Origin of the sequence: Actinacidiphila glaucinigra, assembly GCF_900188405.1 — a bacterium.
GTDB lineage: Bacteria > Actinomycetota > Actinomycetes > Streptomycetales > Streptomycetaceae > Actinacidiphila > Actinacidiphila glaucinigra.
The window spans coordinates 1-26,523 of sequence record NZ_FZOF01000056.1 but is presented as its reverse complement, the minus strand read 5'-3'; the positions used below and the strand labels follow the sequence as shown (position 1 = coordinate 26,523).

29 protein-coding genes and 1 pseudogene are annotated in these 26,523 nt (G+C 69.6%); 12 read left to right on the top strand and 18 right to left on the bottom strand.

What is annotated here, in order from left to right; translation table 11 throughout:
* Positions 1–1,038: 1,038 nt before the first annotated feature.
* The 6 genes from CHF15_RS42860 to CHF15_RS42835 all read right to left on the bottom strand — a co-directional run bounded on the left by CHF15_RS42860 (position 1,039) and on the right by CHF15_RS42835 (position 5,860).
* The gene (locus CHF15_RS42860) at positions 1,039–1,356 is read right to left on the bottom strand and encodes a hypothetical protein (RefSeq protein ID WP_245939365.1); all 318 of its coding nucleotides are present in this window, start codon (positions 1,354–1,356) and stop codon (positions 1,039–1,041) included.
* A 79-nt stretch (positions 1,357–1,435) separates the two neighbouring features.
* Positions 1,436–2,083 (bottom strand): MerR family transcriptional regulator, encoded by a 648-nt coding sequence (locus CHF15_RS42855; protein WP_245939364.1) that lies wholly within the window; start codon positions 2,081–2,083, stop codon positions 1,436–1,438.
* A gap of 114 nt (positions 2,084–2,197) precedes the next feature.
* Positions 2,198–3,430, bottom strand: coding sequence for an MFS transporter (locus CHF15_RS42850; RefSeq protein WP_089229372.1), 1,233 nt, complete (start codon positions 3,428–3,430; stop codon positions 2,198–2,200).
* Positions 3,431–3,482: 52 nt separating this feature from the next.
* Positions 3,483–3,818, bottom strand: a complete 336-nt coding sequence (locus tag CHF15_RS42845; RefSeq protein ID WP_089229371.1) for an ArsR/SmtB family transcription factor — start codon at positions 3,816–3,818, stop codon at positions 3,483–3,485.
* A 180-nt stretch (positions 3,819–3,998) separates the two neighbouring features.
* Positions 3,999–4,454, bottom strand: a complete 456-nt coding sequence (locus tag CHF15_RS42840) for an ArsI/CadI family heavy metal resistance metalloenzyme (protein ID WP_089229370.1) — start codon at positions 4,452–4,454, stop codon at positions 3,999–4,001.
* A 32-nt stretch (positions 4,455–4,486) separates the two neighbouring features.
* Complete coding sequence (locus tag CHF15_RS42835) at positions 4,487–5,860, bottom strand: NAD(P)-binding domain-containing protein (RefSeq protein WP_089229369.1); 1,374 nt, start codon at positions 5,858–5,860, stop codon at positions 4,487–4,489.
* 228 nt (positions 5,861–6,088) lie between these two features.
* Here CHF15_RS42835 and CHF15_RS42830 point away from each other — a divergent pair, with 228 nt between their 5' ends.
* Complete coding sequence (locus tag CHF15_RS42830) at positions 6,089–6,454, top strand: ArsR/SmtB family transcription factor (RefSeq protein ID WP_089229368.1); 366 nt, start codon at positions 6,089–6,091, stop codon at positions 6,452–6,454.
* A gap of 28 nt (positions 6,455–6,482) precedes the next feature.
* Here CHF15_RS42830 and CHF15_RS42825 read toward each other — a convergent pair whose 3' ends face one another.
* The 3 genes from CHF15_RS42825 to CHF15_RS42815 form a co-directional block, all read right to left on the bottom strand.
* Positions 6,483–7,130, bottom strand: a complete 648-nt coding sequence (locus CHF15_RS42825) for an arsenate reductase/protein-tyrosine-phosphatase family protein (protein WP_089229367.1) — start codon at positions 7,128–7,130, stop codon at positions 6,483–6,485.
* A 145-nt stretch (positions 7,131–7,275) separates the two neighbouring features.
* Complete coding sequence (gene trxB, locus CHF15_RS42820; protein WP_089229366.1) at positions 7,276–8,223, bottom strand: thioredoxin-disulfide reductase; 948 nt, start codon at positions 8,221–8,223, stop codon at positions 7,276–7,278.
* Complete coding sequence (locus CHF15_RS42815) at positions 8,220–8,633, bottom strand: arsenate reductase ArsC (RefSeq protein WP_089229365.1); 414 nt, start codon at positions 8,631–8,633, stop codon at positions 8,220–8,222. Before CHF15_RS42815 ends, trxB begins: the two co-directional genes overlap by 4 nt.
* A 71-nt stretch (positions 8,634–8,704) precedes the next feature.
* On the opposite strand from CHF15_RS42815, the gene CHF15_RS42810 reads away from it, so the two are divergent.
* The 3 genes from CHF15_RS42810 to CHF15_RS42800 all read left to right on the top strand — a co-directional run bounded on the left by CHF15_RS42810 (position 8,705) and on the right by CHF15_RS42800 (position 11,410).
* On the top strand, positions 8,705–9,019 hold the full coding sequence (locus CHF15_RS42810; protein WP_089229364.1) for an ArsR/SmtB family transcription factor: 315 nt from the start codon (positions 8,705–8,707) through the stop codon (positions 9,017–9,019).
* Between the two features lie 37 nt (positions 9,020–9,056).
* Positions 9,057–9,815, top strand: coding sequence for an aquaporin (locus CHF15_RS42805; RefSeq protein WP_089229363.1), 759 nt, complete (start codon positions 9,057–9,059; stop codon positions 9,813–9,815).
* 875 nt (positions 9,816–10,690) lie between these two features.
* On the top strand, positions 10,691–11,410 hold the full coding sequence (locus tag CHF15_RS42800; protein ID WP_089229377.1) for an ankyrin repeat domain-containing protein: 720 nt from the start codon (positions 10,691–10,693) through the stop codon (positions 11,408–11,410).
* 31 nt (positions 11,411–11,441) lie between these two features.
* Here CHF15_RS42800 and CHF15_RS42795 read toward each other — a convergent pair whose 3' ends face one another.
* The 6 genes from CHF15_RS42795 to CHF15_RS42770 form a co-directional block, all read right to left on the bottom strand.
* Positions 11,442–12,494 (bottom strand): alkylmercury lyase family protein, encoded by a 1,053-nt coding sequence (locus CHF15_RS42795; protein ID WP_245939362.1) that lies wholly within the window; start codon positions 12,492–12,494, stop codon positions 11,442–11,444.
* Between the two features lie 183 nt (positions 12,495–12,677).
* Positions 12,678–13,784, bottom strand: a complete 1,107-nt coding sequence (locus CHF15_RS42790) for a hypothetical protein (RefSeq protein WP_089229362.1) — start codon at positions 13,782–13,784, stop codon at positions 12,678–12,680.
* Positions 13,785–14,043: 259 nt separating this feature from the next.
* A complete protein-coding gene (locus tag CHF15_RS42785; protein WP_089229361.1) occupies positions 14,044–14,481 on the bottom strand; it encodes a DUF4259 domain-containing protein in 438 nt (145 codons plus the stop codon).
* Positions 14,482–14,535: 54 nt separating this feature from the next.
* A complete protein-coding gene (locus CHF15_RS46540; protein ID WP_410169694.1) occupies positions 14,536–14,661 on the bottom strand; it encodes a hypothetical protein in 126 nt (41 codons plus the stop codon).
* 168 nt (positions 14,662–14,829) lie between these two features.
* The gene (locus tag CHF15_RS42775; RefSeq protein WP_089229360.1) at positions 14,830–15,240 is read right to left on the bottom strand and encodes a (R)-mandelonitrile lyase; all 411 of its coding nucleotides are present in this window, start codon (positions 15,238–15,240) and stop codon (positions 14,830–14,832) included.
* Positions 15,241–15,383: 143 nt separating this feature from the next.
* Positions 15,384–16,400 carry a zinc-dependent alcohol dehydrogenase family protein gene (locus tag CHF15_RS42770; RefSeq protein WP_089229359.1) on the bottom strand — a complete coding sequence of 339 codons (1,017 nt, stop codon included), beginning with the start codon at positions 16,398–16,400 and terminating at the stop codon, positions 15,384–15,386.
* Between the two features lie 275 nt (positions 16,401–16,675).
* Between CHF15_RS42770 and CHF15_RS42765 the strand changes: the two genes are divergently transcribed.
* Positions 16,676–17,563, top strand: a complete 888-nt coding sequence (locus tag CHF15_RS42765; protein ID WP_089229358.1) for a helix-turn-helix transcriptional regulator — start codon at positions 16,676–16,678, stop codon at positions 17,561–17,563.
* Positions 17,564–18,030: 467 nt separating this feature from the next.
* Here the strand turns inward: CHF15_RS42765 and CHF15_RS42760 are convergent, their stop codons facing one another.
* Entirely contained in the window at positions 18,031–18,948 is a 918-nt protein-coding gene (locus CHF15_RS42760; protein ID WP_089229357.1) for a helix-turn-helix transcriptional regulator, read from the bottom strand.
* A 209-nt stretch (positions 18,949–19,157) separates the two neighbouring features.
* On the opposite strand from CHF15_RS42760, the gene CHF15_RS42755 reads away from it, so the two are divergent.
* From CHF15_RS42755 to CHF15_RS46880, 5 genes are all read left to right on the top strand, one after another.
* The gene (locus CHF15_RS42755) at positions 19,158–20,135 is read left to right on the top strand and encodes an aldo/keto reductase (protein WP_089229356.1); all 978 of its coding nucleotides are present in this window, start codon (positions 19,158–19,160) and stop codon (positions 20,133–20,135) included.
* A 106-nt stretch (positions 20,136–20,241) separates the two neighbouring features.
* Positions 20,242–21,276 carry a zinc-binding dehydrogenase gene (locus tag CHF15_RS42750; RefSeq protein WP_179280246.1) on the top strand — a complete coding sequence of 345 codons (1,035 nt, stop codon included), beginning with the start codon at positions 20,242–20,244 and terminating at the stop codon, positions 21,274–21,276.
* A 106-nt stretch (positions 21,277–21,382) separates the two neighbouring features.
* Complete coding sequence (locus CHF15_RS42745; protein ID WP_089229354.1) at positions 21,383–22,234, top strand: aldo/keto reductase; 852 nt, start codon at positions 21,383–21,385, stop codon at positions 22,232–22,234.
* 375 nt (positions 22,235–22,609) lie between these two features.
* A complete protein-coding gene (locus CHF15_RS45575) occupies positions 22,610–22,840 on the top strand; it encodes an NADPH-dependent FMN reductase family protein (RefSeq protein WP_220093403.1) in 231 nt (76 codons plus the stop codon).
* Entirely contained in the window at positions 22,837–23,085 is a 249-nt protein-coding gene (locus tag CHF15_RS46880; protein WP_220093402.1) for an NADPH-dependent FMN reductase family protein, read from the top strand. The genes CHF15_RS45575 and CHF15_RS46880 overlap by 4 nt, the downstream gene beginning before the upstream one ends.
* Positions 23,086–23,448: 363 nt before the next feature.
* Here CHF15_RS46880 and CHF15_RS42735 read toward each other — a convergent pair whose 3' ends face one another.
* Positions 23,449–24,660, bottom strand: a complete 1,212-nt coding sequence (locus CHF15_RS42735) for a hypothetical protein (protein WP_245939361.1) — start codon at positions 24,658–24,660, stop codon at positions 23,449–23,451.
* Positions 24,661–24,832: 172 nt separating this feature from the next.
* Positions 24,833–25,306, bottom strand: coding sequence for a helix-turn-helix domain-containing protein (locus CHF15_RS42730; protein WP_245939360.1), 474 nt, complete (start codon positions 25,304–25,306; stop codon positions 24,833–24,835).
* Positions 25,307–25,502: 196 nt separating this feature from the next.
* Between CHF15_RS42730 and CHF15_RS46920 the strand changes: the two are divergent.
* Positions 25,503–25,889: pseudogene (locus tag CHF15_RS46920) on the top strand (transposase); the annotation flags it as partial.
* A 146-nt stretch (positions 25,890–26,035) separates the two neighbouring features.
* Positions 26,036–26,523, top strand: a 488-nt coding sequence (locus CHF15_RS42720) for a transposase family protein (RefSeq protein WP_245939358.1), incomplete at its 3' end; no start/stop codon positions are given.

The window sequence follows — 26,523 nt, the reverse complement described above, 5'->3', positions numbered from 1 at the left end:
CACCAGGTCAGACGGTAGACCAGAGCTACATATACGTAACTCAAATACCCAAGGTCAGCACATCGAGCATGTCGTAACTAGAGAGAAAGTCGACAGGCGCCATGACCCCCATGGCCGCCGTCCCGCACCACGCCGGGCCCCACCACCCGGCGCCCCCTCCCCCACCCCCAGAGCCAGCGCAGCGCCTCCCCACGGCCCCGCCACCCGAGGGAAACCCTGGACACCGCCGGCCACCACCCCACACCCATCAACAAGCAGGCCCACACAGGAGAAGTCAAACCAACACCCCGCCCAAAAAGCCACTTGACCAGCAGAAACACCCCACGGACCGTCAGCCCGGTGCAAGGGATAGTGCAAGAGATAGCGCAAGGGATAGTGCAGGGGATACCGCAAGGGATAGCGCCTACCCGCGTCTGGAGCACCCGGCGGTGAGGCACACCGTGTAAGTCCCTATCCGCCACAGTGGTCAGGACGAGCGCGGCTCACCACCTGGCCCGTCAGATAGGGCAGGCCGTCATCGGCCCGGGCGCGGGACTTCCTCGCTTCCGACTGCTTCCAGGTGATCCAGGGCCGTCTTGGCAGGAACAGCGCTGCAAAGCAGTTTCCACGTCTGGACCCCACACTCCACCAGCGACCCCAGGCCCACGCAAAAGACTGCCACCCGCCACGGCAGCCACCACCGCTCACGCGCCAGCGCCAAGCCCGCCACGCCCAGGCCCATCAAAAGCGGGCCGCCAGCCTTGCGCAGCCACAGTTCAATCCCGTCCCACACCCGCAACCCCCTCCCCCTGCTCCTGCTCCTGCTCCTGCTCCTGCCCCATGGTTCGAGGCGGGGCGGGGCTGAGCATACGAGGACACAACCCGGGGGGGGTGTCCGGCATCAGGCCGCCCCCGCCTGAGGAGAAGCCGGTTCGCCAGTCCCTCCCCCGTGGCGCAGCCGTGGTGCGGGTAGATCCGTTTGCGGTGCCGAAGGACGGCAGGCCATCGCAGCGAGGCGAAGCAGTGCCAGTGTCGGAGCCGGTGGCATGGGTCCCCGGCCTACTGCGCTGGTGTGGTCCTCTCCGACGCCAGCCGGACGTTGGGCATGCCGAGGTCGGCGTGGGTCGGGATGGTGTGGCAGGGCACTGGCCGGCGGCGCCGACGGCGGACAATGAAGATGACGGCCACCAGGGCGGCCGCGGCTTGCACGGCGAGGACAGGTACCCATAGGGCGCCGATCGCGCAGGGGATGCCGATGCCGCCGAGGACGGCCAGCAGCGGACCCGCGCAGCACACCGCGCAGGCGACAAGGGCGGCCACGCCCACGCCGATCGTGCCCCACGGCGCGGACGGACGGGAGGGCGGGGTGGTGGCCATGCGGGGACTGCGAACAACTCGGCCAGCATCCCGGCAGCGCTCTCGGGCGCCCGCACGCTCAACCGGAGGGCATCAGGGGTCACATGCACGGTGAAGTCGAAGACGCGCAGCAGCCCTGCTCCGCCGCCGCCAACGACGCCAGCCGGCCGGCGAGCTCGGCATCAAGGGGAAAGGACAGCCGCAGCCCGTCGTCGATGTCCTCCCGCAGCTCAGCCTTGCCGACCAGTGCGCGCCACTGCCCGGTGCGCTCGCCCAGCTCCGCGCCGCCCAGCGTGCACGCAACCGCGGCATCCCGCCACGCCTCGGCCAGGACCGGTGAAAGGCGGGAGATCGAAAGTTCCACCAGTACCGGCCCAGCAGGCACGGCGCTGGTCGTGCAACCGCACTCAGGGCCGCACGCCCCCGCCGGCGCAGGGCCCGACAACTCGGTGTGCACGGCCGCAAGGCGAGCGGAGAAAGCACTCAGCTCGGCGATCCGCACGTCGGTGTCCGCGATCCGGTCGGCGACCAACGGCAGCAACCGCCCCCGCACCGAGGCGCACACGCCCTCTTCCCGGACCTCCAACAGCTCGCGGATCTCCTTCCACGCCAGGCCGAGCAGCTTCGCCGAGGAGATGAACGCCAAACGTTCCACGACATCCTCGCCATAGACGCGGTACCCCGAAACGGTCCGCTCCGCCGGCAGCAGCCCGAGGTCCTCGTAGAAACGCAGTGTCGTAGCCGGCACGCCAGACCGCCCCGGCCAGCTGCGAAATGCGGTAGGCCGTCACACCGCCGACGGTAAACCCTCGACCCGACTCGAAAGTCGAGCGCGGGACTCTCTCCTGCCATCGCAGCGTTCTTAGCGGTCACGTGCGGCCACCAGGAGCCCGACCAGGGCCAGCAGCATCCACGCGGTGAGGTAGGCGAAGGCGACGGTCGGGGATGTGGCGGTCCACAGGATGCCGGCGATGGTGGAGGCGGCGAGGTTGCCGAAGGACTGGACGGTGGCGAGCATGCCGAAGGCGGAGCCGCGCAGGTCTGCGGGGGCGAGGGCGGCGACGGCGGAGTGTTGTGCGGTCTCCACGGCGCCGATGCCGACACCGGCCAGGACGAATGGCACGGCCAGGACCGCGATTACCGCGCCGGTGACGGCGAAGATGGCGTAGGCGGCGGCGAAGGCGAGGACGCCGCCGGCCAGGACGAGGACCGGGCCCCGCCTGCCGAGCCGGTCGGACAGGCGGCCGGCGGGGATGGAGGCGATCGTGGCGGCGACGTTGTACGCGGTGTAGAGGCCGAGTGCGATGGTGGTCGCTGTCTTGGTGCCGTGCTCGGGGGTGAGCAGGTCGGAGGCTCGCAGGATGAGCAGGGTGGCGGCGACGTTGCCGACCTCGAAGGCCGCCACGGCTCCCATGAGTCTGCCCAGGTCGCCGCGCAGCACGGGGCGGACGCCGATGCGCAGCGGTACCCGGTCGCGGCTGGTCGGGCGGGGTGTCGTGCGGATGGCGTAGACGATCGCGGCGGCAGCGAGCAGGCCGGGGATGACGGACAGGCCGATGGCCCAGGTGACCCCGAGCCAGGCGACCAGGCCCAGCGCGAGGAGCGGGCCGAAGATGGCGCCGAGGTTGTCCATCATCCGCTCGAAGCCGTACGCCCTGCCGTATGCCCTGGCCGGGACGATGTCGGCGAGCAGCGCGTTGCGGGCCGGGACGCGCAGGCCGCGAGCGGTCCACGCAGCTGCGCGCAGAAGCCCGACCTGCCAGACGGCAGTGGCCCCGGCGGTTGCCGCGCCGAGCACCGCGGTGGTGGCATAGCCGCCGACCGCGACCTTGCGACGCCTGGCGGGATCGTCGGCCAGGACGCCGCCCCCGAAGCGAGCCGCGCCGGCCAGTGCATCCGAGACGCCCTCGATCGCCCCGAGCGCAGCGGCCGGCGCCCCGAGCGTGGAGGTCAGCAGCGACGGCAGCAGTGCGGTGGGGATCTCGTGGCCGACGTCGGCGAGGAAGCTGGCGGAGCCGATGCCTTTGACACCCGGGCTGAGCCAGGGCTGATCCTGCTGGACTTCGGGGTCGGCGGGCGTGGGCGCAGTAGTCATCGGCATCGGTCCTGGCTGGGGCCGAGCGTGAGGGATGTGGGGGTGGTCATGGTCAGCAGCACCCCTTGTCGTCGGCGTCCGGGCAGGTGCGGTCGGTCTCGACGGCCACCACGGCGGTGCGCAGGTCATCGAGCGCGTGACCGAGGCGTTCGTCGGCGAGCTCGTAGCGGGTGCGGCGCCCATCGGGCACGGTGACGACCAGGCCGCAGTCGCGCAGGCACGCCAGGTGGTTCGACAACCGGGTGCGCGAGACGCCGAGCGCGTCGGCGAGGTCAGCGGGGTAGGCCGGGGCCTGGCGGAGCGCGAGCAGGACGCGGCAGCGGATCGGGTCGGCGAGCGCGCGGCCGAACCGGGCCAGCACCTCGATGTCGGAGGCAACAGTCAGCACACACACGACAGTACAAGCTATCCTGAATTCAGGAACTCGTGGATACTTGTTTGCCTCGCGGTCGGAGGTCGCCAAACCGGGCGGCCACAGCGCTCACAGCGTGGACGCAGGGCAGCGCGCGGCCTGGACCGGCCCCCTTCTCCGGTCCAGGCCGCGCGTGTGTGGAGGCTGTTCGAGCTGTCAGCAGCAACCGCCAGCGGTGGCCTGGGGTTCGGGCGGGGTGGCGTCGGTGCTGCAGCAGGTGCTGTCCGGTTGCTTGGCCAGGTCTGCGGCGTCGGCCTTGACGACGTAGACCTCCCAGGGCTCCTTGCCGGGGCCGTGGACCCAGACCTTGTCCTGCACGGCGTAGCAGCAGGTGGTGTCGGTCTCCTCGGTGGTGGCCAGGCCTTCTTGGTCGAGTCGGCGGGTGGCGGCGGTGACGTCGTCGGTGGAGGCGACTTCGACGCCGAGGTGGTCCATGCGGGTGTCCTCGCCGGGCTCGCCTTGGAACAGGACGAGCTTGAGCGGGGGTTCGGCGATGGCGAAGTTGGCGTAGCCGTCGCGGAGCTTGGCCGGCTCGGTGCCGAACAGCTTGGTGTAGAAGGCGATGGACGCCTCAAGGTCAGGGACGCGGAGGGCGAGCTGTACGCGGGACATGACGTGCCTCTTCTCTCCGGGCGGGGTGGGGGTCAGCAGCCGCCGCTGGTGGTGGCGGGTGCGCCGATGCCGATCTGCAGGACGGCCGGGGCAGCGCAGCAGCCGCCGCCTGTGTCCTGGGTGGTGTCGGGCTGGTCGAACAGGCCGGCGCCGCCGCACACGCCGGTGTCGGGGAGGGTGAGTTCGACGCGTTCGGCGGCCTCGTGGTCGCCGGCGATGGCGGCGGTGATGGAGCGGGTCTGTTCGTAGCCGGTCATGGCCAGGAAGGTCGGGGCGCGGCCGTAGGACTTCATGCCGACCAGGTAGATGTCCTGCTCGGGGTGGGACAGTTCGTTCACGCCGTGCGGGTAGACGGTGCCGCAGGAGTGCACGTTGGGGTCGATCAGCGGGGCGAGGGCGGTCGGGGCCTGCAGTCGCTCGTCAAGGCCGAGCCGGATCTCCGACAGGAACGTCAGGTCGGGGCGGAAGCCGGTCAGCGCGATGACCTCGTCGACGGGCTCCAGGCGGCGTCCGTCTTCGGCGACCAGGACCAGGCGGCCGCCGGTGTCGCGTTCGATGGCCTCGGTGCGGAAGCCGGTCACGGCGTTGGCGTGGCCGTTGTCGACGGCTGCCTTGGCGGCCAGTCCGAGGGCCCCGCGGGCGGGGAGCTGGTCGGCGGTTCCGCCGCCGAAGGTGTCGCCGGAGATGCCGCGCCGTAGGATCCACACGGCGTGTGTGCCGGTGCCGTCGTCGGCCTTGGCCAGGTCGGCGAGGTAGGCGAGGGCGGTGAAGGCGGAGGCGCCGGAGCCGATCACGGCGGTGCGCTTGCCTGCGTAGCGGGTGCGCACGGCAAGGTCGTTCAAGTCCGGGACGCGGTAGGTGATGCGGTCGGCCGCGGTCTTCTCGCCCAGGGCGGGCAGGCCGTTGCCGCCGGCCGGGCTGGGCACGGCCCAGGTGCCGGAGGCGTCGATGACGGCGCGGGCGGTGATGCGCTCCTCGCGGCCGTCGGCGTGCGCGATCTGGACGACGAAGGGCTGCGTTTCCCGGTCGGCGTCGACGATCCGGTCGCGTCCGGCGCGGGAGACTCCGGTCACGGTGGCGCCGTAGCGGACCTTGTCACCGAGGACGTCGGCCAGCGGCTGCAGGTACTGCTCGGCCCAGTCGCCGCCGGTCGGGTAGGTGGCACCGTCCGGGCGTACCCACCCTGTGGGGGCGAGCAGTTTCTCCGCTGCCGGGGCGGTGACCTCGGCCCAGGTGGAGAACAACCGCACGTGCGACCACTCCCGCACCGCGCTGCCTGCGACCGGGCCGGTCTCCAGCACCAGGGGTTCGATGCCCCGCTCCACCAGGTTGGCGGCGGCGGCAAGCCCCGCGGGCCCGGCTCCGATCACGATGACAGGCAGCTCAGTGGTGACAGGCGCGTTCACGACGACTCCTCGGTGTTTCGACATCCGTCGATGCATGCTTGCGACGCCAGGATTGCAGCTGCTTCGACGAACGTCAACATAGACATTCGTAGAAACAGTGGGTTCATCCGTAGAGCGGATCGACGTCGCGGTGGTCGATGGCGGCCGGTCGGGGGTGCGTCGGCAGCCTTGGTGGAGGGTGAGGTCGGGGCCTCCCGTGATTAGTTCGACGTGTGTCAACATAGACGTATGTCGAATGTGGAGCTGCTGCCGGTCCTGGACTCCAGCGTCGTTGTGCCGTGCTGCCCGCCGTTGACCGAACGGCCTTTGGACGCGGAGGAAGCCGAGCGGGCCGCCAAGATGTTCAAGGCCCTCGGTGATCCGGTGCGGCTCCGCCTGTTCTCGGCGGTTGCCTCCCATGAGGGCGGCGAGGCGTGCGTGTGCGACATCTCCGACGTCGGCGTCTCCCAGCCGACCGTTTCGCATCACCTGAAGAAGCTCAAGGAAGCGGGCCTGCTCAGCTCCGAGCGGCGCGGCACATGGGTCTACTACCGTGTCGAGCCGTCGGTAGTGGCTGCGATGGGGAAGCTGCTGGCCGGCGCGGCAACCGTCTGATCTGTCGTCCGCGTGGGCCGGGGCGCAGTCAGCGCATGACGGCGGCTAGTCGGGCGATGCGCTGTGCGAGTGCTTCACGGACGGCCCGGGCGCTCTCGATGTCCAGGCCCTTCAGGTCGGGCAGGTTCCAGTCGTAGTAGCGCCGACCGGACAGGACCGGGCAGGCATCACCGCAGCCGAGCGTGATCACGATGTCGGCTGCTCGCACGACCTCACGGGTCAGCGGCTTGGGGAATTCGTCGTCGGGGGATAGGTCCAGTTCGTCGAGCAGGCGCAGCGCGACGGGGTCGATCCACGGGGCGGGCTGAGTGCCGGCACTGTGTACGTGCACCGTCCCGGCGGTTTCACGGCGCATTAGGGCTGCGGCCAGTTGAGAGCGTCCGGAGTTCTCGGTGCAGACGAACAGGACGTCCGGTGAGATCTTGGGGGCCAGGCCCTCGCTTCGTACGAGTGCGTCCAGGCGCTCGGTGGCGAAGCGCTGGGCGAGGATCGGCAGATAGGTGGTGATGGAGGCCCGGGTGGCGAGCAGGTCGTGGGACTCCTCCAGGAAGTCAGCCACGGTCTCGGGGGCGAAGTGGCCCCGGTAGCGGCGCGTCATGCCGCGAGCGATGCGTTCGAGCGCTGAGCCGGGGTTCGGGAGTGGTGGCGTGGGCGGTCCCAGCGGAGTGGATGACATCGGAACCTCCGGTGGTGCTTCTTGCCAAAGCAGCAGACGAGTTGGAGATGCAGCCAGCCGACCGCCCCCTTTGCACAGCGGGCGGTTCGGTGACGACCTGGGTGGCTCACCCGCCGGTGAGGTAGCGGGTGAGCCCGTCCACTGGCTACTGGCCGTCGCTGAGGGCGGCGAGGTAGCGCTCGGCGTCCAGGGCAGCGGAGCAGCCGGTGCCGGCGGCGGTGATGGCCTGGCGGTAGGTGTGGTCGACCACGTCGCCCGCGGCGAAGACGCCGGGGATGCTGGTGCGGGTGCTGGGCGCGTCAACCTTGAGGTAGCCGTCTTCGTCCAGGTCGAGGACGCCCTTGAACAGTTCGGTGCGCGGGTCGTGGCCGATGGCCACGAACATGCCGGTCACGGGCAGTTCACGGGTGTCGCCGGACGTGGTGTCCTTCAGCGTCAGGCCCGACAGCTTGCCGTCGGTGCCGTGGATGGCGGCGACCTCGCTGTCCCAGGCGAAGGAGATCTTCGGGTCGGCGAAGGCCCGCGCCTGCATGGCCTTGGAGGCGCGCAGGGTGTCACGGCGGTGCACAATGGTGACGGTCCTGGCGAAGCGGGACAGGAACGTCGCCTCTTCGATGGCGGTGTCGCCGCCGCCGATCACGGCAATGTCGTGCTCGCGGAAGAAGAACCCGTCACAGGTGGCGCAGTACGACACGCCCCGGCCGGACAGTTCGTCCTCGTTCGGCAGGCCGAGCTTGCGGTGCTGCGAGCCGGTGGCGACGATCACGGCCTTGGCCCGGTGGATGGTGCCCTCGGAGTCGGTGACGGTCTTGATGTCGCCGCTGAAGTCGACCGCACTCACGTCGTCCGGGACGAGTTCAGCCCCGAACCGCTCGGCCTGGGCCCGCATTTCGTCCATCAGGTCCGGGCCCATGACGCCGTCGCGGAAGCCGGGGAAGTTCTCAACCTCGGTGGTCTGCATCAGCGCGCCACCGGCGGTGACCGAGCCCTCGAAGACCAGCGGCTTCAGCGAAGCACGGGCGGTGTAGAGCGCGGCGGTGTACCCGGCAGGTCCGGAGCCGATGACGATGACGTCGCGGACCTGCTCGCTCATGCCGTCGGCTCCGGGGCGATCTCGGCGATCAGGCCCTCGATCAGGGCCTTGATCTCGTCACGGATCGGGCGGACGGCCTCGACGCCCTGACCGGCCGGGTCCTCCAGCGTCCAGTCCAGGTAGCGCTTGCCAGGGAAGACGGGGCAGGCGTCACCGCAGCCCATGGTGATGCACACGTCCGAAGCCTGGACCGCCTCGACGCTCAGCACCTTCGGGATCTCGGCCGACACGTCGATGCCGACCTCCTTCATCGCCTCGACGACGGCCGGGTTGACCTGGTCGGCAGGGGCGGAGCCAGCCGAGCGGACCTCCACGCGGTCCCCGGCAAGGTGGGTCAGCCACGCGGCGGCCATCTGGGAGCGGCCGGCGTTGTGGACACAGACGAAGAGCACGGAGGGCTTGTCGGACATGGTGGTCTCTCTTGTCTACGACGGGAAGCCCGGGCTGGCATCAGCCCCGGCTGATGTGACAGTATCAGTCCATGCTGACGTCAGTCGACACTGATCTGATCCGGGTTCTGGCGGACCCGCTCAGGCTCCAGATCGTGAGCCTGCTCGCCCGCGAGACGCTGTGCACCACGCATCTCGTGGAGGAGACGGGCGCCCGTCAGACCAACCTCTCCAACCACCTGAAGGTGCTCAGAGAAGCCGGTGTTGTCGAGACCGAGCCCTGCGGCCGGTTCACGTACTACCGGCTCCGGCCGGAGGTCATCGAGAGCCTGGCCGGGTCCTTCGCCGATCTGGCCGCCACCGCGCGGGCCACCGCCGAGAACAACACCAAGCGCGCCTGCCCCTGATCCCCGTCCCCTTCGCGCCTCGCCGACAGGAGTCCCGTTGAGCGCCACCGAGACCGCCCCCGAGATCACGGCGGAATCCGCCCCCGCCGTCGTCCCCACACCGCGTGTCCCGTTGACCCGCCGGGCAGCCGCAGAGCTGGTCGGCACCGCCGCCCTGGTCGCCATCGTGATCGGCTCCGGCATCCAGGCCACCGAGCTCAGCAAGGACGTGGGGGTCCAACTCCTGGCCAACGCCATCGCCACGGTCTTCGGCCTGGGCGTGCTCATCGCCCTGCTCGGCCCGGTCTCCGGCGCGCACTTCAACCCGGTCGTCACCCTCGCCGAGTGGTGGACCTCCCGCCGCGAGGGCGGGGACGGCGTCACGGCCCGCGAAGCGGCCGCCTACATCCCGGCCCAGATCGTCGGGGCGATCGCCGGCGCGATCCTGGCGGACGCCATGTTCGCCGAGCCACTGGTGAAGTGGTCCACGCACGACCGCTCAGCCGGACACCTGCTGCTCGGCGAGGTCGTCGCCACCGCGGGCCTGGTGCTGCTGATCTTCGGGCTGGCCCGCACGCAGCGGCTGCACTTCGCACCCGTCGCCGTCGCGTCCTACATCGGCGCCGCCTACTGGTTCACCTCCTCCACCTCCTTCGCGAACCCCGCGGTCACCATCGGCCGAGCCTTCTCCGACACCTTCGCGGGCATCGCCCCCGGCTCGGTACCCGGCTTCATCGGCATGCAGATCGTCGGCGGCATCGCCGGCCTGGCCCTGGTCGCCCTGATCTTCATCCGGCCTGAGAAGTCATCTCGCTGACGCAGGCGATGGTGAGCGGCACAGGCCGATCGGGCCTCGCCGCTGGCTACCGCCCGCGCCGCCTTGGCCTGGACTTCGTCATCCTCCACGCGCAAAACCCCCAGTGGGGCCCGACAGCACGATCCTGGTGCCACGCAGGCGCATCACCACTGCCGGGAAAGCTGCCCTGGATGATCACAGCCTCGGTCGGACTTTCCGCCGGAGCTATGCTTTCCCGCTCCTTCGTGCGGGACCCGATGACAAAGCGGCTCGGACAACCGGTACTGCGGCGCTCCGTGCCGTGGCTCTTGCGGGGCCGGTCAGGCGGACCCCACCCTTGTGGTGAGCACAGCACCGGCCCCAGGCCCTGGAGGTGGCGGTGGGTAAAGGCTGTTCCCGTCGGTCCGCGCGTTGTTCGTCCTGTCTGGGTTGCGGGCGCAGACCCTGTTCCACCTGGCAGGGGCCACACAGTGTCGCCCGCCTCGGTCGCACCGCCATCACCTATCGCGGGTGCGTGCGCTGGTCCGTCGCGGCCTGGCTGGCGGTTGCCGGACTGCTGGTGGGCGGTGGGGTCGCGGGGGTTTCGTGGTCGACCGGAGTGGTCGCTGCTGTCGTTGCTCTGACCCGGGTGGCGTGGACGTTGCGGATCATGCGGCTGGCGCCCACCTGCCCGGCTCCTGCTGGCGGCCCGGGACCAGGTGGCGTCGGCGTTCGCGAGCCGCGCCGGCCCAAGCCCCGCCCGCCGGGCGACGCCATCGCCCTGCCCTTGCCGGACGATCCCCCGAACAGGGCTGCCGCGATCGCCTGACAGCGCGCTCGCCAACCGCCGGGCCTGCTGCCTGCGGGTGCCCAACAGTGGTACCCAAGGGAAGGAAAGGGGAGGTGACCCGGTGCTGATGAGTACGGACGATCCGTTGGCGATCGCAGTGGTGGAAGCCATCCAGGCAGGTGATGTCCCGGCGCTTCACGTGCTGCTGGCGGAGCATCCGGGCCTGGCGGCGGTGCGGCTGGGCGACGAGAGGATGTCACGGACCCTGCTGCACGTCGCCACGGACTGGCCTGGCAACTACCCCAGCGGCCCGGCTGCCGTAACAGCTCTGGTCGAGGCAGGGGCGGATCTGGAAGGCCGGTTCGCAGGCTCACATGCGGAGACCGCGCTGCATTGGGCGGCCAGCAGCGACGACGTACCGGTGCTGGACAGGCTTCTGGATCTCGGCGCGGACATCGAAGTTGGCGGCGGCGTCATCGGCGAGGGCACGCCGATGGCGGACGCGGTGGCGTTCGGCCAGTGGAAGGCTGCCCGCCGGCTGCTCGAGCGAGGCGCCCGAACTACGCTGTGGCAGGCCGCAGCCCTGGGAGAACTCGACCGTGTGGCCGCGTACTTCGCGCCGGACGCTCCGCCGCCCCCGGCGCAGGACGTCACGGGCGCGCTGTGGTGCGCCTGCCACGGCGGGCAGCGCTCAGCCGTCGAATACCTGCTGGACAGGGGCGGGGACATCAACTGGATCGGCTATGACAACCTGACCGCGCTGGACGCCGCTGACCGCGAAGGCCACCCCGCCCTGGTGGCCTGGCTGCGTGGACGCGGCGCGAAGTCCGCCAAGGACCGTGCCTGACCTCCTCGGCTCGTGAGTCGGCCGGTCAGACCTATCGCAGCAGCGGGCCGAAGCTCAACTGTCCGATCTCCTGCGCACGGGCCTGGGACACGATCTGCCCGCTCACGTCCGGGTGCTCGTGCGCCCAGGCTTTGGCCGATGCGTTGTCGGTGAAGAAGTTCAGTACGTCGCAGCAGACCTCGGCTGCAGGCCCCGCGCAGCAGCGGCGCCCGACGAACACCACCGCCGAAGCCGGCTGCCACGCCATCCGCCCACCCCGGCTGACGACGGTGACAGCCTCACCGGTCACGGGATCGGAGGAGATGATTTCTGCGTCCGCCGCGAGCATCGCCGGGATACCGAGTGCATCGATCGCGCACATAGACCACACGTCGGCTCCGCCCTCGATGCGCACCCGGTGCGGCGTTAGGACGGCGGAGAACGGATAGGCGGCACGGATCTGCCCGTCCTGGTCCAAGGTCAGGAAGTCCTCGCACGCCAGCTCGGCGAGCACGTCCGCGGCACTGCGGCCGGCAGTGGCCGCGGCCGGCTCCAGCGCGTCGAGGTCAGGGGCGTGGCCGGTGGCGGCGAAGTGCCGCAGCACGGCCTGATGCACGACGCGCAGGCCTCGTTCGCACGGGGCAAGCCGACCCCGGCCGGCCCGCCCGATCGGATCAAGCACGTCGGCCTCGCAGCAGTCCTCGCCCGAAGCTTCGGCCAGCCCCACGGCGGCAAGGACCTCGCGCAGCGATGCCACGCTGGGCGCCCCGTCCCTCGTGCCGTCCTCCCCCAGGTATAGGCGGCAGGACACACTCGGCGCCGCCCCCGCCACCGCGAACGGATCGATGCCATCAAGCAGGACCGTCGGCGAGCCGGTCATCCCCCAGCGCGCGGCCTCCCCCACCCCAAGAGCCAGCGCAGCGCCTCCCCACGGCCCCCGCCACCCGAGGGACAACCCCTGAACACCGCCGGCCACCACCCCACACCCACCAACAAACAGGCCCACACAGGGGAAGCCAAACCAACCACCCATCCAGAAACCCCCACTGACCAGCAGAAACACCCCACAGACCGTCAACCCGGTGCACAGGATGATGCACGGCATGGTGCACCCCATGCCGCACGGGATGGCGCACGGGATCTTGCCTACCCGCCTCTGGAGCACACGGACAGCCAGCATGGATCGGGCTGCATCGGCCGACAGTGCCGGAGCCGGCCTCGGCATGGACCACACACCCACACAGGTGTACAGGTGTGTATCGATACCGCCGCTGCGCATAAACCGGGGTTAGAAGAGGTCGGCCGGGGTGCCCTGCGAGAGGTTCTCGAGGATCGTGCGCAGCCACGGGCTGCGCACGGCCGGCAGCCGGACCAGGGTGTGCTGGAACGTTCCCCAGTCCGCCCGGAACAGGGAGTTGGGGAGCAACGGGAGCGGGTCGTCGCGGAGGACGTCGTGGGGTATGCGGCCCGAGGCGGGAAACGGCAGGTACGGCTGGGGCGAGACCAGCCACAGCCACACCCCCAGCGGCAGGGGCACTGGGTATGCCGATGCGGCCGGGCCGGCGGGGGTCCAGGTCTGACCTGTCTGGGGGTGGACGGGTACGAGGAGGATGTCGACGCTCGCGTCGGGGGCGGGGCGTCCCGGTCCAGCCAGGACGGCGCGCCGCGTCGGGGTGCCTGCGGGCAGTAGGGCGTCGAGCGCGCGTTGGAACACGTCCGCGATCAGACCGCCCGGGACCTGCACCGGCTGCCCTTGGGAGGCCGCCAGCAGGTGGGCGAGCGCGTGGCCGGCTGCCGCTTCCCACTGCGGACTCCACGACCAGTAGTGGTTCGACCCCAACCGTCCGCCCCACGTGGCGATCGGCTCGAACAGGGGCGTCTTCTCCCCCTTCTCTGCCAGCTCCGCCCAGGAAAGGGCGGCGGCGGGAAAACCGTCGACAGGGACGCGGTGCACGGCGTCCGAGCTGAGCCGCACTGCCTGCCAAAGCGAGCAGTCGTCGACCCTGGTCGCCACGGGGAGGTCGCACGCCGCGCAGGCCATGTTGGGCCCGTCGGCTCCGTCGAGGCCGCAGCAGGCACCGCCGCGCTTCTCAGGAATCAGCCGGGTTCCACGGATATCACCGGGCGCGATGACACTCGCCCCAGGCGTGCTGTCGGACAGGGCGTAGACCGGCGCGTAGATGCCGCGCGCCCCCGCCTCGCCCGGATCGTTCTCGCCCCACATTCGCCACGGCCCTCCCCAGGGGTCCGGGTCCACGGCAAACGTCCCGGACCCCATGAGCACCGGAAGCTGGGCCCCGTTCCCGTACTTCTGACGAGCGTGGACCGGCAGTGAGACCTGAGACAGAGGGGTGGTCAACTCGGCTCCGCACCCCGCACACACGAAAACGAACAAATGTCCTCCGCCTGGGAAACAGACGCATCGTCGCAGCTCGCCGGCAGCCGGCCAACATGTTTTCTCATGCACTGCGGGAACAGCCGTGCAGTATCAACTCAGCGCGGTCAAGGGCCAGCCGGCGCCTCTGACTACGGCGAGCGACTCACTCGGCGTTCACATGTCCGGTGTGCTGTGGCGCCTCCCGAAGTGGTGAACAACTGCTGCCCGCTCTCGGGTTCTGACTCAACTTGTGTGGTCTATGACTGTGGGTCACCGGTCATATCTCGAAGAGGGCTTCTGCTTGTGGCGGGATCGGGGGGTCGAGGACGTCTCGCAGGCGGGTGATGTCTTGGCGCCATCTCGGACCGTTCGTGGCCTCGCCCCACAGCTCGAGGATTTCAGACCGCTCGTCGACTACTCGGTCCAGGGCGCCGACGGCCAGCATCCGAAGGTCTGCGGGCAACTCCGGCAGCGGCTCTGATGGGCCGTAGCTCGAGCATGCGGGCACGCCGCCAGGGTGCTGTGCGACCACCAGGGCTGCTGCGGCAACTGCTCGCTCGGCGTCAGGGGTGATCAGGTAATCCGCAGGTTCGGCTGCACGCTTGAGGACTCTGCGGATCATGGACTCACGTTCTTCCATGGTCGCCTCGTCCAGGTCGCCCGCGAAGTCGGCGGCGGTGTCATTGTCGAAGGGGCCGATGTCCCAGGTGCCCATCTCTCTCCTCGCGCGGTCGTCTGGGGATCGTCGCATCGGCCACCGACAATGAGGTCAGGGAGCAAGCAGCACCCGCTTGCGCAGGAACTTGAAGCCAGCGCGTCCGTACATCTGCCGTTTGATCATTCTGATGCGATCGACGTCGCCTTCCACCACGCCCGAGCTCCAGAACAGGGTCACGCCGGCGATGACGGCGCCGAGATCGCGGTCGAATCCAGTGACGAGGGCGCGGAGGCTGGGCAGGTCGTCCTGCCGAACTGCGTTACCACCGAATGTGAGACAGAGCCGTTGGCTGGACAGACCCCCGGTTGCCTCATTGCCTGTGTGGATGTCGGTTCAGGGCCAGTGTCAGTCCGTGGTAGGCGCGGCGGCGTACTCGTGATCGGTGACCGGAGTCAGCCAGTGCACGACGTCATGGTCGGCGTCGCTCTCGTTGATGGCCAGATGGACCATCAGCCGGTTCGGCGCTGCGCCGTGCCAGTGCTCCTCGTTGGCCTCGAACAGGACGCGGTCGCCGGGACGGATGACCTCGATGGGTCCGCCGCGGCGCTGGCATAGGCCGATACCTTCGGTGACGAAAACGGTCTGGCTCAGCGGGTGGCGGTGCCAGTGGGTGCGCGCGCCGGGCATGAAGTGCACGAGGTTGGCACTGGTCCGGGACGGGGCGGGAGCTGCGGCAACGGCGTCGATATACACGTCGCCGGTGAACCAGTCGGCTGGTCCTTTGACGGTGTTGATGGAGCTTCGGGTGATCTTCAAGGTCGTTCCCATTCTGTGCGGGTGGCAGGTGAGCTGGCATGGACGAACCGCCGCTCTCCCGCAAAAGCGGGAGCAGCGGCCAGTTCGGGACCGGGCCCGCTCGGGGGTGCCGGAAGAAGGGCGAACGTTGCGCGGGCGACTGGTCAGGGCTTGAGGAGGGTCTTGATGGCGCGGCGTTCGTCCATGGCCTGGTAGCCCTCCGCGACGTGTTCCAGGGGCAGGGTGAGGTCGAAGACCTTGCTTGGGTTGATCTGCCCCGACAGGACGCGGTCGATCAGGTCGGGCAGGTAGCGGCGCACGGGGGCGGGGCCGCCGCGCAGGCCGACGTGGGAGTAGAACAGCTCTTCCCCGTCGACGGCCACGTCGTGGGGGACGCCGACGAAGCCGACGTTGCCGCCGGGCCGGGCCGAGTGCATGGCCTGCCGCATGGATTGGGCGGTGCCGACGCATTCAAGGACGGAGTCCGCGCCGATGCCGCCGGTGAGGTCCTTGATCCGGGCGACGCCCTCGTCCCCACGCTCGGTGACGATGTCGGTGGCACCGAACTCCAGGGCCAGCTTCTGGCGGGTCTCGTGGCGGCTCATCACGATGATCCGCTCCGCGCCCATCTCCTTCGCCGCGATCACCGCGCACAGGCCGACCGCGCCGTCACCGACCACCACGGCGGTGGAGCCGGGCTTGACCTGGGCGGCGTCGGCGGCGTACCAGCCGGTGCCCATCACGTCGGAGACGGCCAGCAGGCCGGGCCAGAGCTCCTCGCCCGGAACCTCGTCGGTGGCGACCAGGGTGCCCTGGGCGTTGGGGATGCGCACGTACTCGGCCTGGCAGGTACTCATGAACTCGCGGCTCAGGCAGCTGGACTGGAAGCCGCCCAGGCAGTTGGCACAGGTGTTGTCCGAGGTGGCGAACGATCCCACGACGAACTGGCCCGGCTTGAGAGCGGTGACCTCGGCTCCCACCTCTTCGACGAAGCCGATGTACTCGTGCCCCATCGGGTGCGCCTCGTCCGTGGTGTCCAGGCCGCGCCAGGGCCACAGGTCAGAGCCGCACACACAGGTGACGGCCGTGCGGATGACCGCATCCGTGGGCTTGAGGATCTTCGGGTCGTCCAGGGTCTCCAAGCGCACGTCGCCGGGGGCGTGGATCACTGCTCCGCGCATCAGAAAGGTCCTTACGTGTTGAAGGGGTGGGGCCTGGGGCGGCCCGCGGGTTGCCATGGTCGTGGGCGGCCCGCGGCCTGCCATGGCCGTGGGCGGACAATGGGCGCGCCGTCGTCCCGTGTGCACCGCCTGGCAGGGGCGCCTCGCGAATCGGCTGCGCCGCTCAAGTGGTGCTTGTCCAGGTAACCGCCGACGCCGGCGGCGAGGGAGTCACCAGTGAGGGGTGTACTGCTGGTACATCGCTCCCGTGACGTGCAGGCCGTACGGTCGAAAACATGGACAACCGTGAGGAGGTCCGCGAGTTCCTGACCTCGCGGCGAGCGAAGATCACCCCGGAGCAGGCGGGCCTGCCTGCCAGCTCCCGGCGGCGTGTGCCGGGACTGCGCAGGAGCGAGGTCGCCGCGCTGGCCGACATGAGCGTCGAGTACTACGCGAAGCTGGAGCGCGGCAGCCTCGCCGGCGTCTCCCCCGCCGTCCTTGAGGCCGTTGCCCGCGCGCTTCGGCTGGACGACGCCGAACGCGCCCACCTGCTGCACCTGGCCCAGGCCGCCGACGGATCCGACGCCCTCACCCGCCCCCGGCGCCGCACCACCCGGCAGTGGAGCCCGCACCGCAGTCTGCAATGGACGCTGGACGCGATCACGGCGGGGCCCGCGGTCGTGTGCAACGGCCGGCTGGACATCCTGGCCGCCAATCCGCTCGCCCGCGCCTTCTACAGCGACCTCTTCGGCAATGCGGACAACCAGCGGAACCTGGCCCGCTTCAACTTCCTCGACCCGGCCTCCCGCCGCTTCTACCCCGACTGGGAGCTGTTCGGGGACATGGCTGTGGCCATCTTGCGCCGCGAGGCCGGCCGCGACCCCCACGACAAGGACCTCCACGACCTCATCGGGGAGCTGTCCACGCGCAGCGAAGGCTTCCGCACCCGCTGGGGCGCCCACAACGTCCGCCGCCACGGCACCGGCACCAAGCGGTTCCACCACCGCGCGGTCGGCGACCTCACCCTCGCCTACGAAGCCCTGGATCTCGCCGCCGAACCCGGCCTCACCATGACCGTCTACACCGCCGAACCAGACTCCCCCAGCGAAGAAGGACTACGGCTGCTCGCCTCCCTCGCCGCCACCGAGGATGCCCGCCCGGCAGCGCAGCACCCCACCAGCTGAAGCTCCCGGCGACCCGGCGGCCAGCTGTGCTGCTGCGCGGCTGACGTCTCCCGCATGATCCGACGCAAAGGCTGAGACTCTGCCGCCGGCGGGTCACACTCGGGTGATCATGCTGATCGTGGCGCCGGCCGACCACGATCCCAGCATGTGCGGGGTCGCGGGCCTGGTATCAGCGGGCAGTGAACCAGGCGCAGTGCGCTCCACGGCCAGCCGCTCGGGCTGAACCTGGAAACCGCGCACTCTGGTTCCATGTCAATGATCGCCACGGTGTGCTGGAACATTCCGACACCCCGTCCACGCGGCGAACCCTGATCGGCCCCAAATCCTCCGCCGGCGAAGCGATTCAGCCGGGCCCCTGTCAGGAACCACCGCCTGGCACGTCGGCGCCCTGGACGACGACCCGCCGCGGGAACGGCGGCCCTCGCGGCTGAGGGCACAGGGATGGAGGGATGGAAGCGTCCGCCCGTTCAGGGCTGCTGACGGTGCCGTTCCGCGTCCGTCTTCGCCGGACGCTGCGCCGACTGGGGTGCGGTCATGTCAAGCAGGAGCAGGGCGTCATGGTCGGGGGTGCCGGGTTCGGCGGTGTAGACGCCGATGCGCTGGCCGGGGGTGCCTTCCAGTTGCATGGACTGGGAGGTGAGGGTGACGGTTCCGACGCTGGGGTGGTGGAAGGTCTTCTGTGCGGGCTTGCGGCCGGTGACTTCGTAGCGTTCCCAGAGCCGGGCGAAGTCGGGGCTTTTGAGGAGGAGCTCGCCGACCAGGTTGGTCAGGTCGGGGGCGTCGGGGGCGGTGCCGGCAACGGCGCGCAGCCGGGCGACGCAGGCGGTGATCTGGCGGTCCCAGTCCGGGAACAGGTCGCGGGCGGCCGGGTGGAGGAAGAGGTAGCGGGCGAGGTTGCGGTGCTTGGCCGGCCAGTCCTCCAAGCCTGCGTACAGAGCGAGTCCGCCGGGGTTCCAAGACAGCATGTCCATGCTGCGGCTGATGACGTAGGCGGGGTTGGGGCGCAGCGATTCCAGCAGCAGCTTCAGGTGGGGGCGCACGGTGCGGCTCGGTGCGGGCGGCGTCTCGGGCGCGTAGCGGGCGGCCCGCGCAGCCAGGTCCCGCAGGTGCTGGTGTTCCTGGTCGTCCAGGCGGAGCGCGCGGGCGAGGGCGTCGAGCACGGAAGGGCTGGGGCGGGTCTCCTTGCCGCGCTCCAGGCGCACGTAGTAGTCGATGCTGATCCCGGCGAGAGTGGCCAGTTCTTCGCGGCGCAGCCCTGGTGTGCGGCGCAGCCCCGGGCCGACGGTGAGACCGGCGTGCTGCGGGCTGGTCTGGGTGCGGCGGGCGCGCAGGAATCGCCCCAGCTCCGCGCCTTCGCTACCGCCGGTGGGGTGCTCGGATGCCATGGCACCAGTGTCACCCCTGGTGACGGTGGAGTGAGGGGCCCTGTCATTACCCCCGAACGGCTCGGCCTGCCTGCGGGCGCGCAAAAGCACGAGGGTGAAGACACCGCGAGTTACGTCCACCGGCCGTCCACACGTCGCGGTGAGCGATCACGGGATGGTCGGCATGCGAGTTGGACACAGCGCGTGAGACGACGGAGCGGAGAGAGTGGATGCGGTATATCAAGCTGCGTGACCTGGAGGTTTCCCGGATCGGTCTGGGTGCGATGGGCATGTCGCACGGCTACACCGGTTCCGGTACCGATGAGGCGGAGTCCGTGCGGACCCTGCACCGGGCGCTGGAGCTGGGCGTGACGCTGGTCGACACTGCCGAGATCTATGGTCCGTACACCAACGAGGAGCTTCTTGGGCGGGCGCTGAAGGGGCGCCGTGAGCAGGTGGTGCTGGCGACGAAGTTCGGCCTGGTGTCGCACGCGGGCGAGGGGGCGTGGAATCTGGACAGCAGCCCGGCCAACGTCCGCGCGGCCGTCGAGGGCTCGCTCGAGCGGCTGTGCACCGACCACATCGACCTGTACTACCAGCACCGGGTCGACCCGAACGTCCCCGTCGAGGAGACGGCCGGCATGGTCGGCGAACTGGTCGCCGAGGGCAAGGTCCGCTTCTTCGGCCTGTCCGAGGCAGGCCCGGACACCATCCGCCGTGCCCATGCCGTCCATCCCGTCACCGCGGTGCAGTCGGAGTACTCGCTTTGGACGCGGGGCGTGGAGGAGCGGGTGCTGCCGGTGCTGCGCGAGCTGAACATCGGCCTGGTGCCGTTCTCGCCGCTCGGGCGTGGCTTCCTGACCGGCACGATCCGCTCCACCGACCGGTTCGACGAGGACGACTTCCGGCGTGGTAACCCGCGTTTCACCGGCGAGAACTTCCAGCGCAACCTGGCGATAGCCGACGAGGTCCAAGCCGTCGCCGCCGAGGTCGGCGCCACACCCGCCCAGGTCGCGCTGGCCTGGCTGCTCGCGCAGGGCGACGACATCGCGCCCATCACCGGCACCAAGCGCGTGGCCCGGGCCGAGGAGAACACCGCCGCTGACAGCGTCACCCTGACCGCCGAGCAGATCGCCAATCTCGGCAGCCTTCCGGTCGCCGCCGGCGATACCCACACCGAGGCCCAGGCGCAGATGCTCGAACGCTGAGCCAGCCACCACTGTCCCCGGCCAACAACGACCGGTCGGGACCTTCCACAGCAACACTCCACCCGCCGCCATGGCCGGCGGGTGACTTTGAGCAGGAGCAGTTTTCATGCGTGCAGCAGTGATGTATGGAGCCGGCGACGTCCGGATCGAACACCGTCCCGACCCGAAGGTCCAGCAGCCCACCGATGCCGTCGTCCGCGTCGTGCTGTCCTGCGTGTGCGGCAGCGACCTGTGGCCCTACGCGTCGATGCCCGCCGCCGGAACCGGCCGGCCGATGGGGCACGAGTTCCTCGGCACCGTCGAGGAGACCGGCTCCGACGTACCAGGGCTGAAGGCGGGCGACCTGGTCGTGGCACCGTTCACGTACTGCGACAACACCTGCGACTACTGCGCCCGGGGCCTGCACATGTCGTGCCGCAACGGCGGCCGGTACGGCTTCGACGGCGTGGACGGCGGCCAGGGCGAGGCAGTGCGCGTCCCGCAGGCCGCCGGCACCCTGGTCAAACTGCCCGCAGGCGCCGACTCCGCACTCCTGCCCTCGCTGCTGACGCTCTCCGACGTGATGGGCACCGGTCACCACGGAGCCGTCACCGCAGGCGTCCGCCGCGGCGACTCAGTGCTGGTCATCGGTGACGGCGCGGTCGGGCTCTGTGCGGTGATCGCCGCCAAGCGCCTCGGTGCCGAGCAGATCATCCTCATGGGCCGGCACACAGCCCGCACCGACCTCGGCCGCGAATTCGGCGCCACGAATGTCGTCGCCGAACGCGGTGAGGAAGGCGCCTCCCGGGTGCGGGAGCTGACCGGCGGCGACGGAGTCGGCAAGGTCATCGAAGCGGTCGGCACCCGCCAGACCCTGGAGACCGCCCTGACGGCCGTCGACGACGGCGGCGCCATCAGCCGCCTGGGCGTCCCGCAGTACCAGGACGGACCCGTCGGCCCGTCGATGATCATGCGGAACATCACCCTCACCGGCGGCGCCAGCCACGCCCGCGCCTACATCGAGCAGCTCCTGCCCGACGTCCTGGACGGCACCATCAACCCCGGCCGCGTCTTCGACCAAGGCTTCTCCCTGGACCAGGTCCCGCAGGCCTACCGGGCCATGGCCGACCGCCGCGTCCTGAAAGCCCTCATCACCCTCTGACCGGCGCCTGCGCCGGCGCCGGTGCCGGTGCCGGTCCCATCCCGACCAGCCATCCGTCCACCCACTGCAGCATCCGATGCGGCATCCGAGCGACAAGGAAGATCCCGTGCAGACCGTCACCCTCAACAACGGCGTGCAGATGCCGATCCTCGGCTTCGGCGTCTACCAGATCCCACCGGAGCAGACCGAACAGGCCGTCTGCGAAGCCCTCTCGGTCGGCTACCGGCTGCTGGACACCGCGGCCGCCTACGGCAACGAGGAGGCCGTAGGCCGTGCCATCAAAGCCAGTGGCATCCCGCGCGAGGAGCTGTTCGTCACCACCAAGCTGTGGGTGCAGGACGCCCCCGCCCACGACAACACCCGCCGCGCCATCGAGACGTCTTTGAAGAAGCTGGGCCTGGACCACCTCGACCTGTACCTGATGCACCAGCCCTACGGCGACGTCTACGGCCAATGGCGCGCGATGGAGGCCGCCAACCAGGAAGGCCTGGCCAAGGCGATCGGCGTCGCCAACTTCTACCCCGACCGCCTCCTGGACCTCATCTTCAACAACGAGATCACGCCCGCGGTCAACCAGATCGAGACGCACCCGTTCTTCCAGCGCACCACCGACCACGACCTCATGCGCGAGCACGGCGTCCAACACCAGTCCTGGGGCGGATTCGCCGAAGGCAGGAACGACCTGTTCACCCACCCCCTCCTCAGCGAGATCGGCGCGACGCACGGCAAGTCCGTCGCGCAGGTCGTGCTCCGCTGGCTGATCCAGCGCAGCATCGTCACCATCCCCAAGTCGGTCAACCCCGACCGGATGGCACAGAACATCGACGTCTTCGACTTCGAGCTCACCGACGACCAGATGGCCGCCATCGCCGCGCTCGACACCGGCACGACGCTGTTCTTCGACCACCACGACCCCGAGATGGTCGCCTGGCTCAGCAAGCGCCGCCTGGACAGCTGACCCGCAGGGGCCGCGGAAGCGGCCCCACGGCGAACCTCAACTGCTGCCCTTCGCGAGCCCCTACCCGGGGCTCAGGGCACCCCCTGGCACCGCCCTGCCCATCAGATCACTCGGAGGCGCAATTTCGTGATCACGCCACAGCACAGCACCGCCGCACCGAGCCGGCGCACCGTCTTGCGCCGGGCACTGCTGACAGGAGCCGCCGCTCTGGCAGGAAGCCACCTGACGGGGTGCTCACCGTCCTCACCCCAACCAGAAACCAGCGCACCCTCCCAGTCGGCTCCTACGACCGGAAGCAGCGGAAGGCGAGTCCTGCTGGTCTACTTCTCCCGGCCGGGCGAGAACTATCACTACGGCCGCCGCACCGACTTGAAGGTGGGCAACACCGAGGTCCTCGCGCGGAAGGTCAGCAGCCGCATCACCTGCGACACCTACCGCATCCAGGCCGCCGACCCCTACCCGCACGACTACGACGCGACCGTCCGGCGCAACGTCCACGAGCAGGACACCGACGCACGGCCGGGCATCACCGGCCGCCTGCCCGCTCTCGACGGCTACAACCGATCCTGCTGGGCAGTCCCATCTGGAACGTCAGAGCACCGATGATCATGACGACGTTCACCGAAGCCCTCGATTGGCGCGGTAGAACCGTCCACCCAGTCACCACCTACGCCATAAGCGGCCTGGGAACAACCGAACGCGACTACGCCGCCTCCTGCCCCGGCGCCACCATCCCAGAAGGTCCCGCAGTCCTACATGCTCGTCCAGCACGCCCTGTTGGACGAAGCCGTCATCTCTGTGCGGGGCAAGATCGAGGACCGCGATGGCACGCTCAACATCTTCGGCCGTGAACTGGAGGTACTCGACGTGTCAGCAGCCGAGCACGGCGGACGCCCGCCCGTACGCCTGTTCTTCCGCTACCAAAGATCAACGAAGAGACCGTTGGCCGGCTCAAGCGGATCATCAGTTCCCATCCCGGGGACACCCCCTGCACATCCACGTGCGCGGCGTACACAAGACAACCGTCTACGGCCTTCCCATCACCGTCAGCGCTGACGCTGTCGCCTCCGATGTGAAGGCCACTTTTGGGCAGGACGCCTGGCTGGGCGTCGCGTAGCGATGCGTGAGCCTGCAGCCGATCTGGAGGTCCCTCAAGGTCGGCCGCGTTGCCGGGTGCGCCCCGCACGGACGGTCTCCGTACGGGGCGCACCCGCTCATCCAGCGACGAGCGCACTGTCGGTGACAGCGTCCTGGAAGCCGTCACCGCCTTCGTAGACGGCCCGGTACTGGGCTTCTCCGCTGCCCTCCAGGTCCGCGAAGAAGTAGTACCCGGTTCCGTCCCATCGTGCCTCGACGGTGCTCAGTTCAGACCAGTCCTGACCGTCGGGTGAGCGCTGCACGGTGACCAGAACCGTGCCCGGGGTGAAGCCGTCGGGGAAGTCCATGTGGCCCTCGGCGTGCACGGTCCGTTCGTCGGTCCGCAGCGCCGAAAAGTCAGTGAAGACCGCGCCGTGGTGCACGTGAACGAGGTCGCTCAGGCCGGTGGACGGCTGCAGGAAGGGGTCTTCCGTGGTGTCCAGCGCGAGCTGGAAGTACCCGCCGTCCCATGGCGTGAAGGTGACCGAGAAGGTTCCGTCGTCAGCGGTCGTGAAGCCCCCTACCGTCTCAGTCCTGCCCTCCTTCGGCCCAAAAAGGATGCCGCCAGCCTCCCCCGCGAGAGGAACCCAGCCCTGCGCCGTCTGTTGCTCGACCTTGGCGGTCAGGGTGACTGCCTCGCCGTCGTCGATGTCCGTAGAGCTGACCTGAGAGATGAACCGCGTCGGAATTTGGTCGACGCCGATCTGCACCAGCTCCGACTCCCCGTACAGGACGAAGGGCTCTCCACCAGTCGCGCGGAACACGGCTTGAACCGGTGCACCGTTGTCGAGGTGGACGGAGCCGGTGAAGCGTCCTGCGTCGTCCGTGGACACGGTGTTCTGAGTCCAGTAGTCGACGTCGATGTCGACCTGGCGTCCCGCGAGCGGGCGCAATTCCCGGGTGGGCCAGCGCTCGTACAGGGTGCCGCTGACCTCAATGTCGCGGTGGTCCCTGTCGATCGCTCTGCGGTCGACGGTCAGTGCGCTGAACTTGGCCACGACGTAGTAGGAGAGCTGGCCGGCCGACGTCTGCGCGATGTGGTCGCCGTCAGCGTCCGTCAGCTCTACGTCGACGCGGTAGTCGCCGAGCTGATCGAGATGCAGCGGCTCTTTGGTGCGCCACACGCCGCTCTTACGATCGCCGGAGGAGAGCGCGAAGTCCTTGGGCTTGACCCGGGCAACCTCCTTCCCAGTGCCGTACGAGACGATGTGCGCTGAGACTGCGGTGATGTCGCTGCCGGACTCCGCCACGACCTGGAGGGTGCCAAGGTCGTCGTTGACGCTTCCCACGTACCGCACCTGCAGCTGGTCGGAGGCGTGAGCGGCCGGGGCCGCTGTCACCACGAGTCCCACCGAAAGACCGAGCGCCGCCACGACGGCACGTAGCCTCGCTGGACGGCGCCTGCCATCCCCCCGTTTCACCAATCCACCCATATGCTGTCCCACCCTTTCTGCATCGACATCAGCCCGGTGACTGCAACTGCACGGCCAAGCCCACGAGTAGTTGTAGCGCACCTTGATCATCAGTCGCACGCGCATTCAAGGTCGGGGGCCCCACCCCACTGTGGGCACCGCAGGTGACACAGTCCCGTTGCTTCTTGCCCATCGCAGCCCGCCGGTCACAGAGACGGCATCGACCGGCCCCCGGCGGAGGCGGCATGCGGCATGCGGCATGCGGCACGTCGGCGACTGGACGAGGAGGTGCGAGGGGCCGTTCGACGGGGGTGGAGTCGACCTCGATCAGGTCGTTAGGAGTGCACTCCAGCGCGGTGCACAACGCGGCCAGCATGGTCATCTTCACCTGCGAGAGTTCCCTGGTGAACAGCGCGGACACCGAAGCCGAGGACAGTTCCAGGCCGGCCTTCTCGGCCGCATCCGCCGCAACTCGGTCCCGGTCCACACCTCGCGCTGGGCGGCAGCCATCCGCAGCCGCCATTGGATCTTCATGCCATCAGCGCGATCCCGGTCACCCGGTATCGCTACCGCGGCAACAAGATCCCCACCCCCTGGGTTCCTGCAACCACCTGATGGCAGAGACCGTGGAGAGCCCGTTGCGTCGAGAGGCGCACGGCGGGTTCGGCGAGAGGTGCTGGGAAACGGACCGGGAGCAATCCCGGCACCGCGCCCCGGGCCTACTCAGCGACGAGGCCGGACAGTCGATGACTCCGCCGCGCGCCAGAACTTGGAGCCGGATCGGCCAGACCCCGGTCGTGAGGGTGAGGGGCCGCGGCTCCGGGCGGGTGTCGATGGCGGGCATGACCTGCTGCAAGCCGGGCCAGCGGTCCCGGCTGATCTACGCGACCCGCGAGTATCGCGGCCGCAAGGACGAACCGAAGGGCTTCGGCTAGCGCGACTTCCGCGACCTGATCGTCAGCGCCCGCATCCAGCTCGGCGGCCCCATCGTCCTGGTCTGGGACAACCTCCGCCTCCACCTGACCGCTGGCATGCCTGCGTTCATCGAGACGAACGCCGAGTGGCTCACCGTGTTCCACCTGCCCACCTACGCCCCGGACCTCAGCTTAAAGCTGAAGAAGATCGGATCGCGGTGGCGGGCCCTGTCCGCGGGGAAGATCGCCGGCATCGTGCTGGCCGTGCTGCGCGTGACCAGCGGCCCGGTGATCTGGCCGGCGGGAACGCGGTGCACCGCACCACGGTGTCCCGGTGGGTGCGGGAAGTCGTCAGGCTGCTGGCTGCCCGCGCCCCGCGCCTGAACCGCGCGCTGAAGAAGATCGCCCGATCGGGTGGCGGAGTGGTCCTGCTGGACGGCTCCTTGATCCGCACCCGCCGCCGCACCAGGACCGAGAACCGGAAGAACTACTCCGGCAAGCACAGGTGCCAAGGCCTGCTCGTGATCGCGCTCACCGACGACAAGGGCCGCCTGGTCTGGGTGAGCGCGGTCCGGCCCGGAAGCACCTCGGAGATCACCGCCTGCCGCCGCGACAAACTGAGCGCCCATCTGCGCGCGGCCAGCCTCAGTGCCATCGCCGACCTGGGCTTCGTCGGTCTCGACGACAGCGGTCCCGACGCCGATCCGGCGGTGATCACCGGCTACAAGGCGGCCCGGAACCGGCCGCTGACGCGAGGGCAGAAGTTGTCCAGCAGGGCCCTTGCCGCAGTGCGGGTGCCGGTCGAGCACGGCTTCGCCCACCTGAA

Bases quoted from the DNA above. Each gene is read 5' to 3' on its own strand.
- CHF15_RS42850 (WP_089229372.1), bottom strand. From the start codon at position 3,430: ATGACTACTGCGCCCACGCCCGCCGACCCCGAAGTCCAGCAGGATCAG.
- CHF15_RS42810 (WP_089229364.1), top strand. From the start codon at position 8,705: ATGCTGACGTCAGTCGACACTGATCTGATCCGGGTTCTGGCGGACCCG.
- CHF15_RS42795 (WP_245939362.1), bottom strand. From the start codon at position 12,494: ATGCCGTGCATCATCCTGTGCACCGGGTTGACGGTCTGTGGGGTGTTT.
- CHF15_RS42800 (WP_089229377.1), top strand. From the start codon at position 10,691: ATGAGTACGGACGATCCGTTGGCGATCGCAGTGGTGGAAGCCATCCAG.
- CHF15_RS42830 (WP_089229368.1), top strand. From the start codon at position 6,089: ATGTCGAATGTGGAGCTGCTGCCGGTCCTGGACTCCAGCGTCGTTGTG.
- CHF15_RS46880 (WP_220093402.1), top strand. From the start codon at position 22,837: ATGATCATGACGACGTTCACCGAAGCCCTCGATTGGCGCGGTAGAACC.
- CHF15_RS42825 (WP_089229367.1), bottom strand. From the start codon at position 7,130: ATGTCATCCACTCCGCTGGGACCGCCCACGCCACCACTCCCGAACCCC.
- CHF15_RS42815 (WP_089229365.1), bottom strand. From the start codon at position 8,633: ATGTCCGACAAGCCCTCCGTGCTCTTCGTCTGTGTCCACAACGCCGGC.
- CHF15_RS42750 (WP_179280246.1), top strand. From the start codon at position 20,242: ATGCGTGCAGCAGTGATGTATGGAGCCGGCGACGTCCGGATCGAACAC.
- CHF15_RS42760 (WP_089229357.1), bottom strand. From the start codon at position 18,948: ATGGCATCCGAGCACCCCACCGGCGGTAGCGAAGGCGCGGAGCTGGGG.
- CHF15_RS42840 (WP_089229370.1), bottom strand. From the start codon at position 4,454: ATGTCCCGCGTACAGCTCGCCCTCCGCGTCCCTGACCTTGAGGCGTCC.
- CHF15_RS42730 (WP_245939360.1), bottom strand. From the start codon at position 25,306: ATGGCGGCTGCGGATGGCTGCCGCCCAGCGCGAGGTGTGGACCGGGAC.
- CHF15_RS42755 (WP_089229356.1), top strand. From the start codon at position 19,158: ATGCGGTATATCAAGCTGCGTGACCTGGAGGTTTCCCGGATCGGTCTG.
- CHF15_RS42770 (WP_089229359.1), bottom strand. From the start codon at position 16,400: ATGCGCGGAGCAGTGATCCACGCCCCCGGCGACGTGCGCTTGGAGACC.
- CHF15_RS42765 (WP_089229358.1), top strand. From the start codon at position 16,676: ATGGACAACCGTGAGGAGGTCCGCGAGTTCCTGACCTCGCGGCGAGCG.
- CHF15_RS42785 (WP_089229361.1), bottom strand. From the start codon at position 14,481: ATGGGCACCTGGGACATCGGCCCCTTCGACAATGACACCGCCGCCGAC.
- trxB (WP_089229366.1), bottom strand. From the start codon at position 8,223: ATGAGCGAGCAGGTCCGCGACGTCATCGTCATCGGCTCCGGACCTGCC.
- CHF15_RS42860 (WP_245939365.1), bottom strand. From the start codon at position 1,356: ATGGCCACCACCCCGCCCTCCCGTCCGTCCGCGCCGTGGGGCACGATC.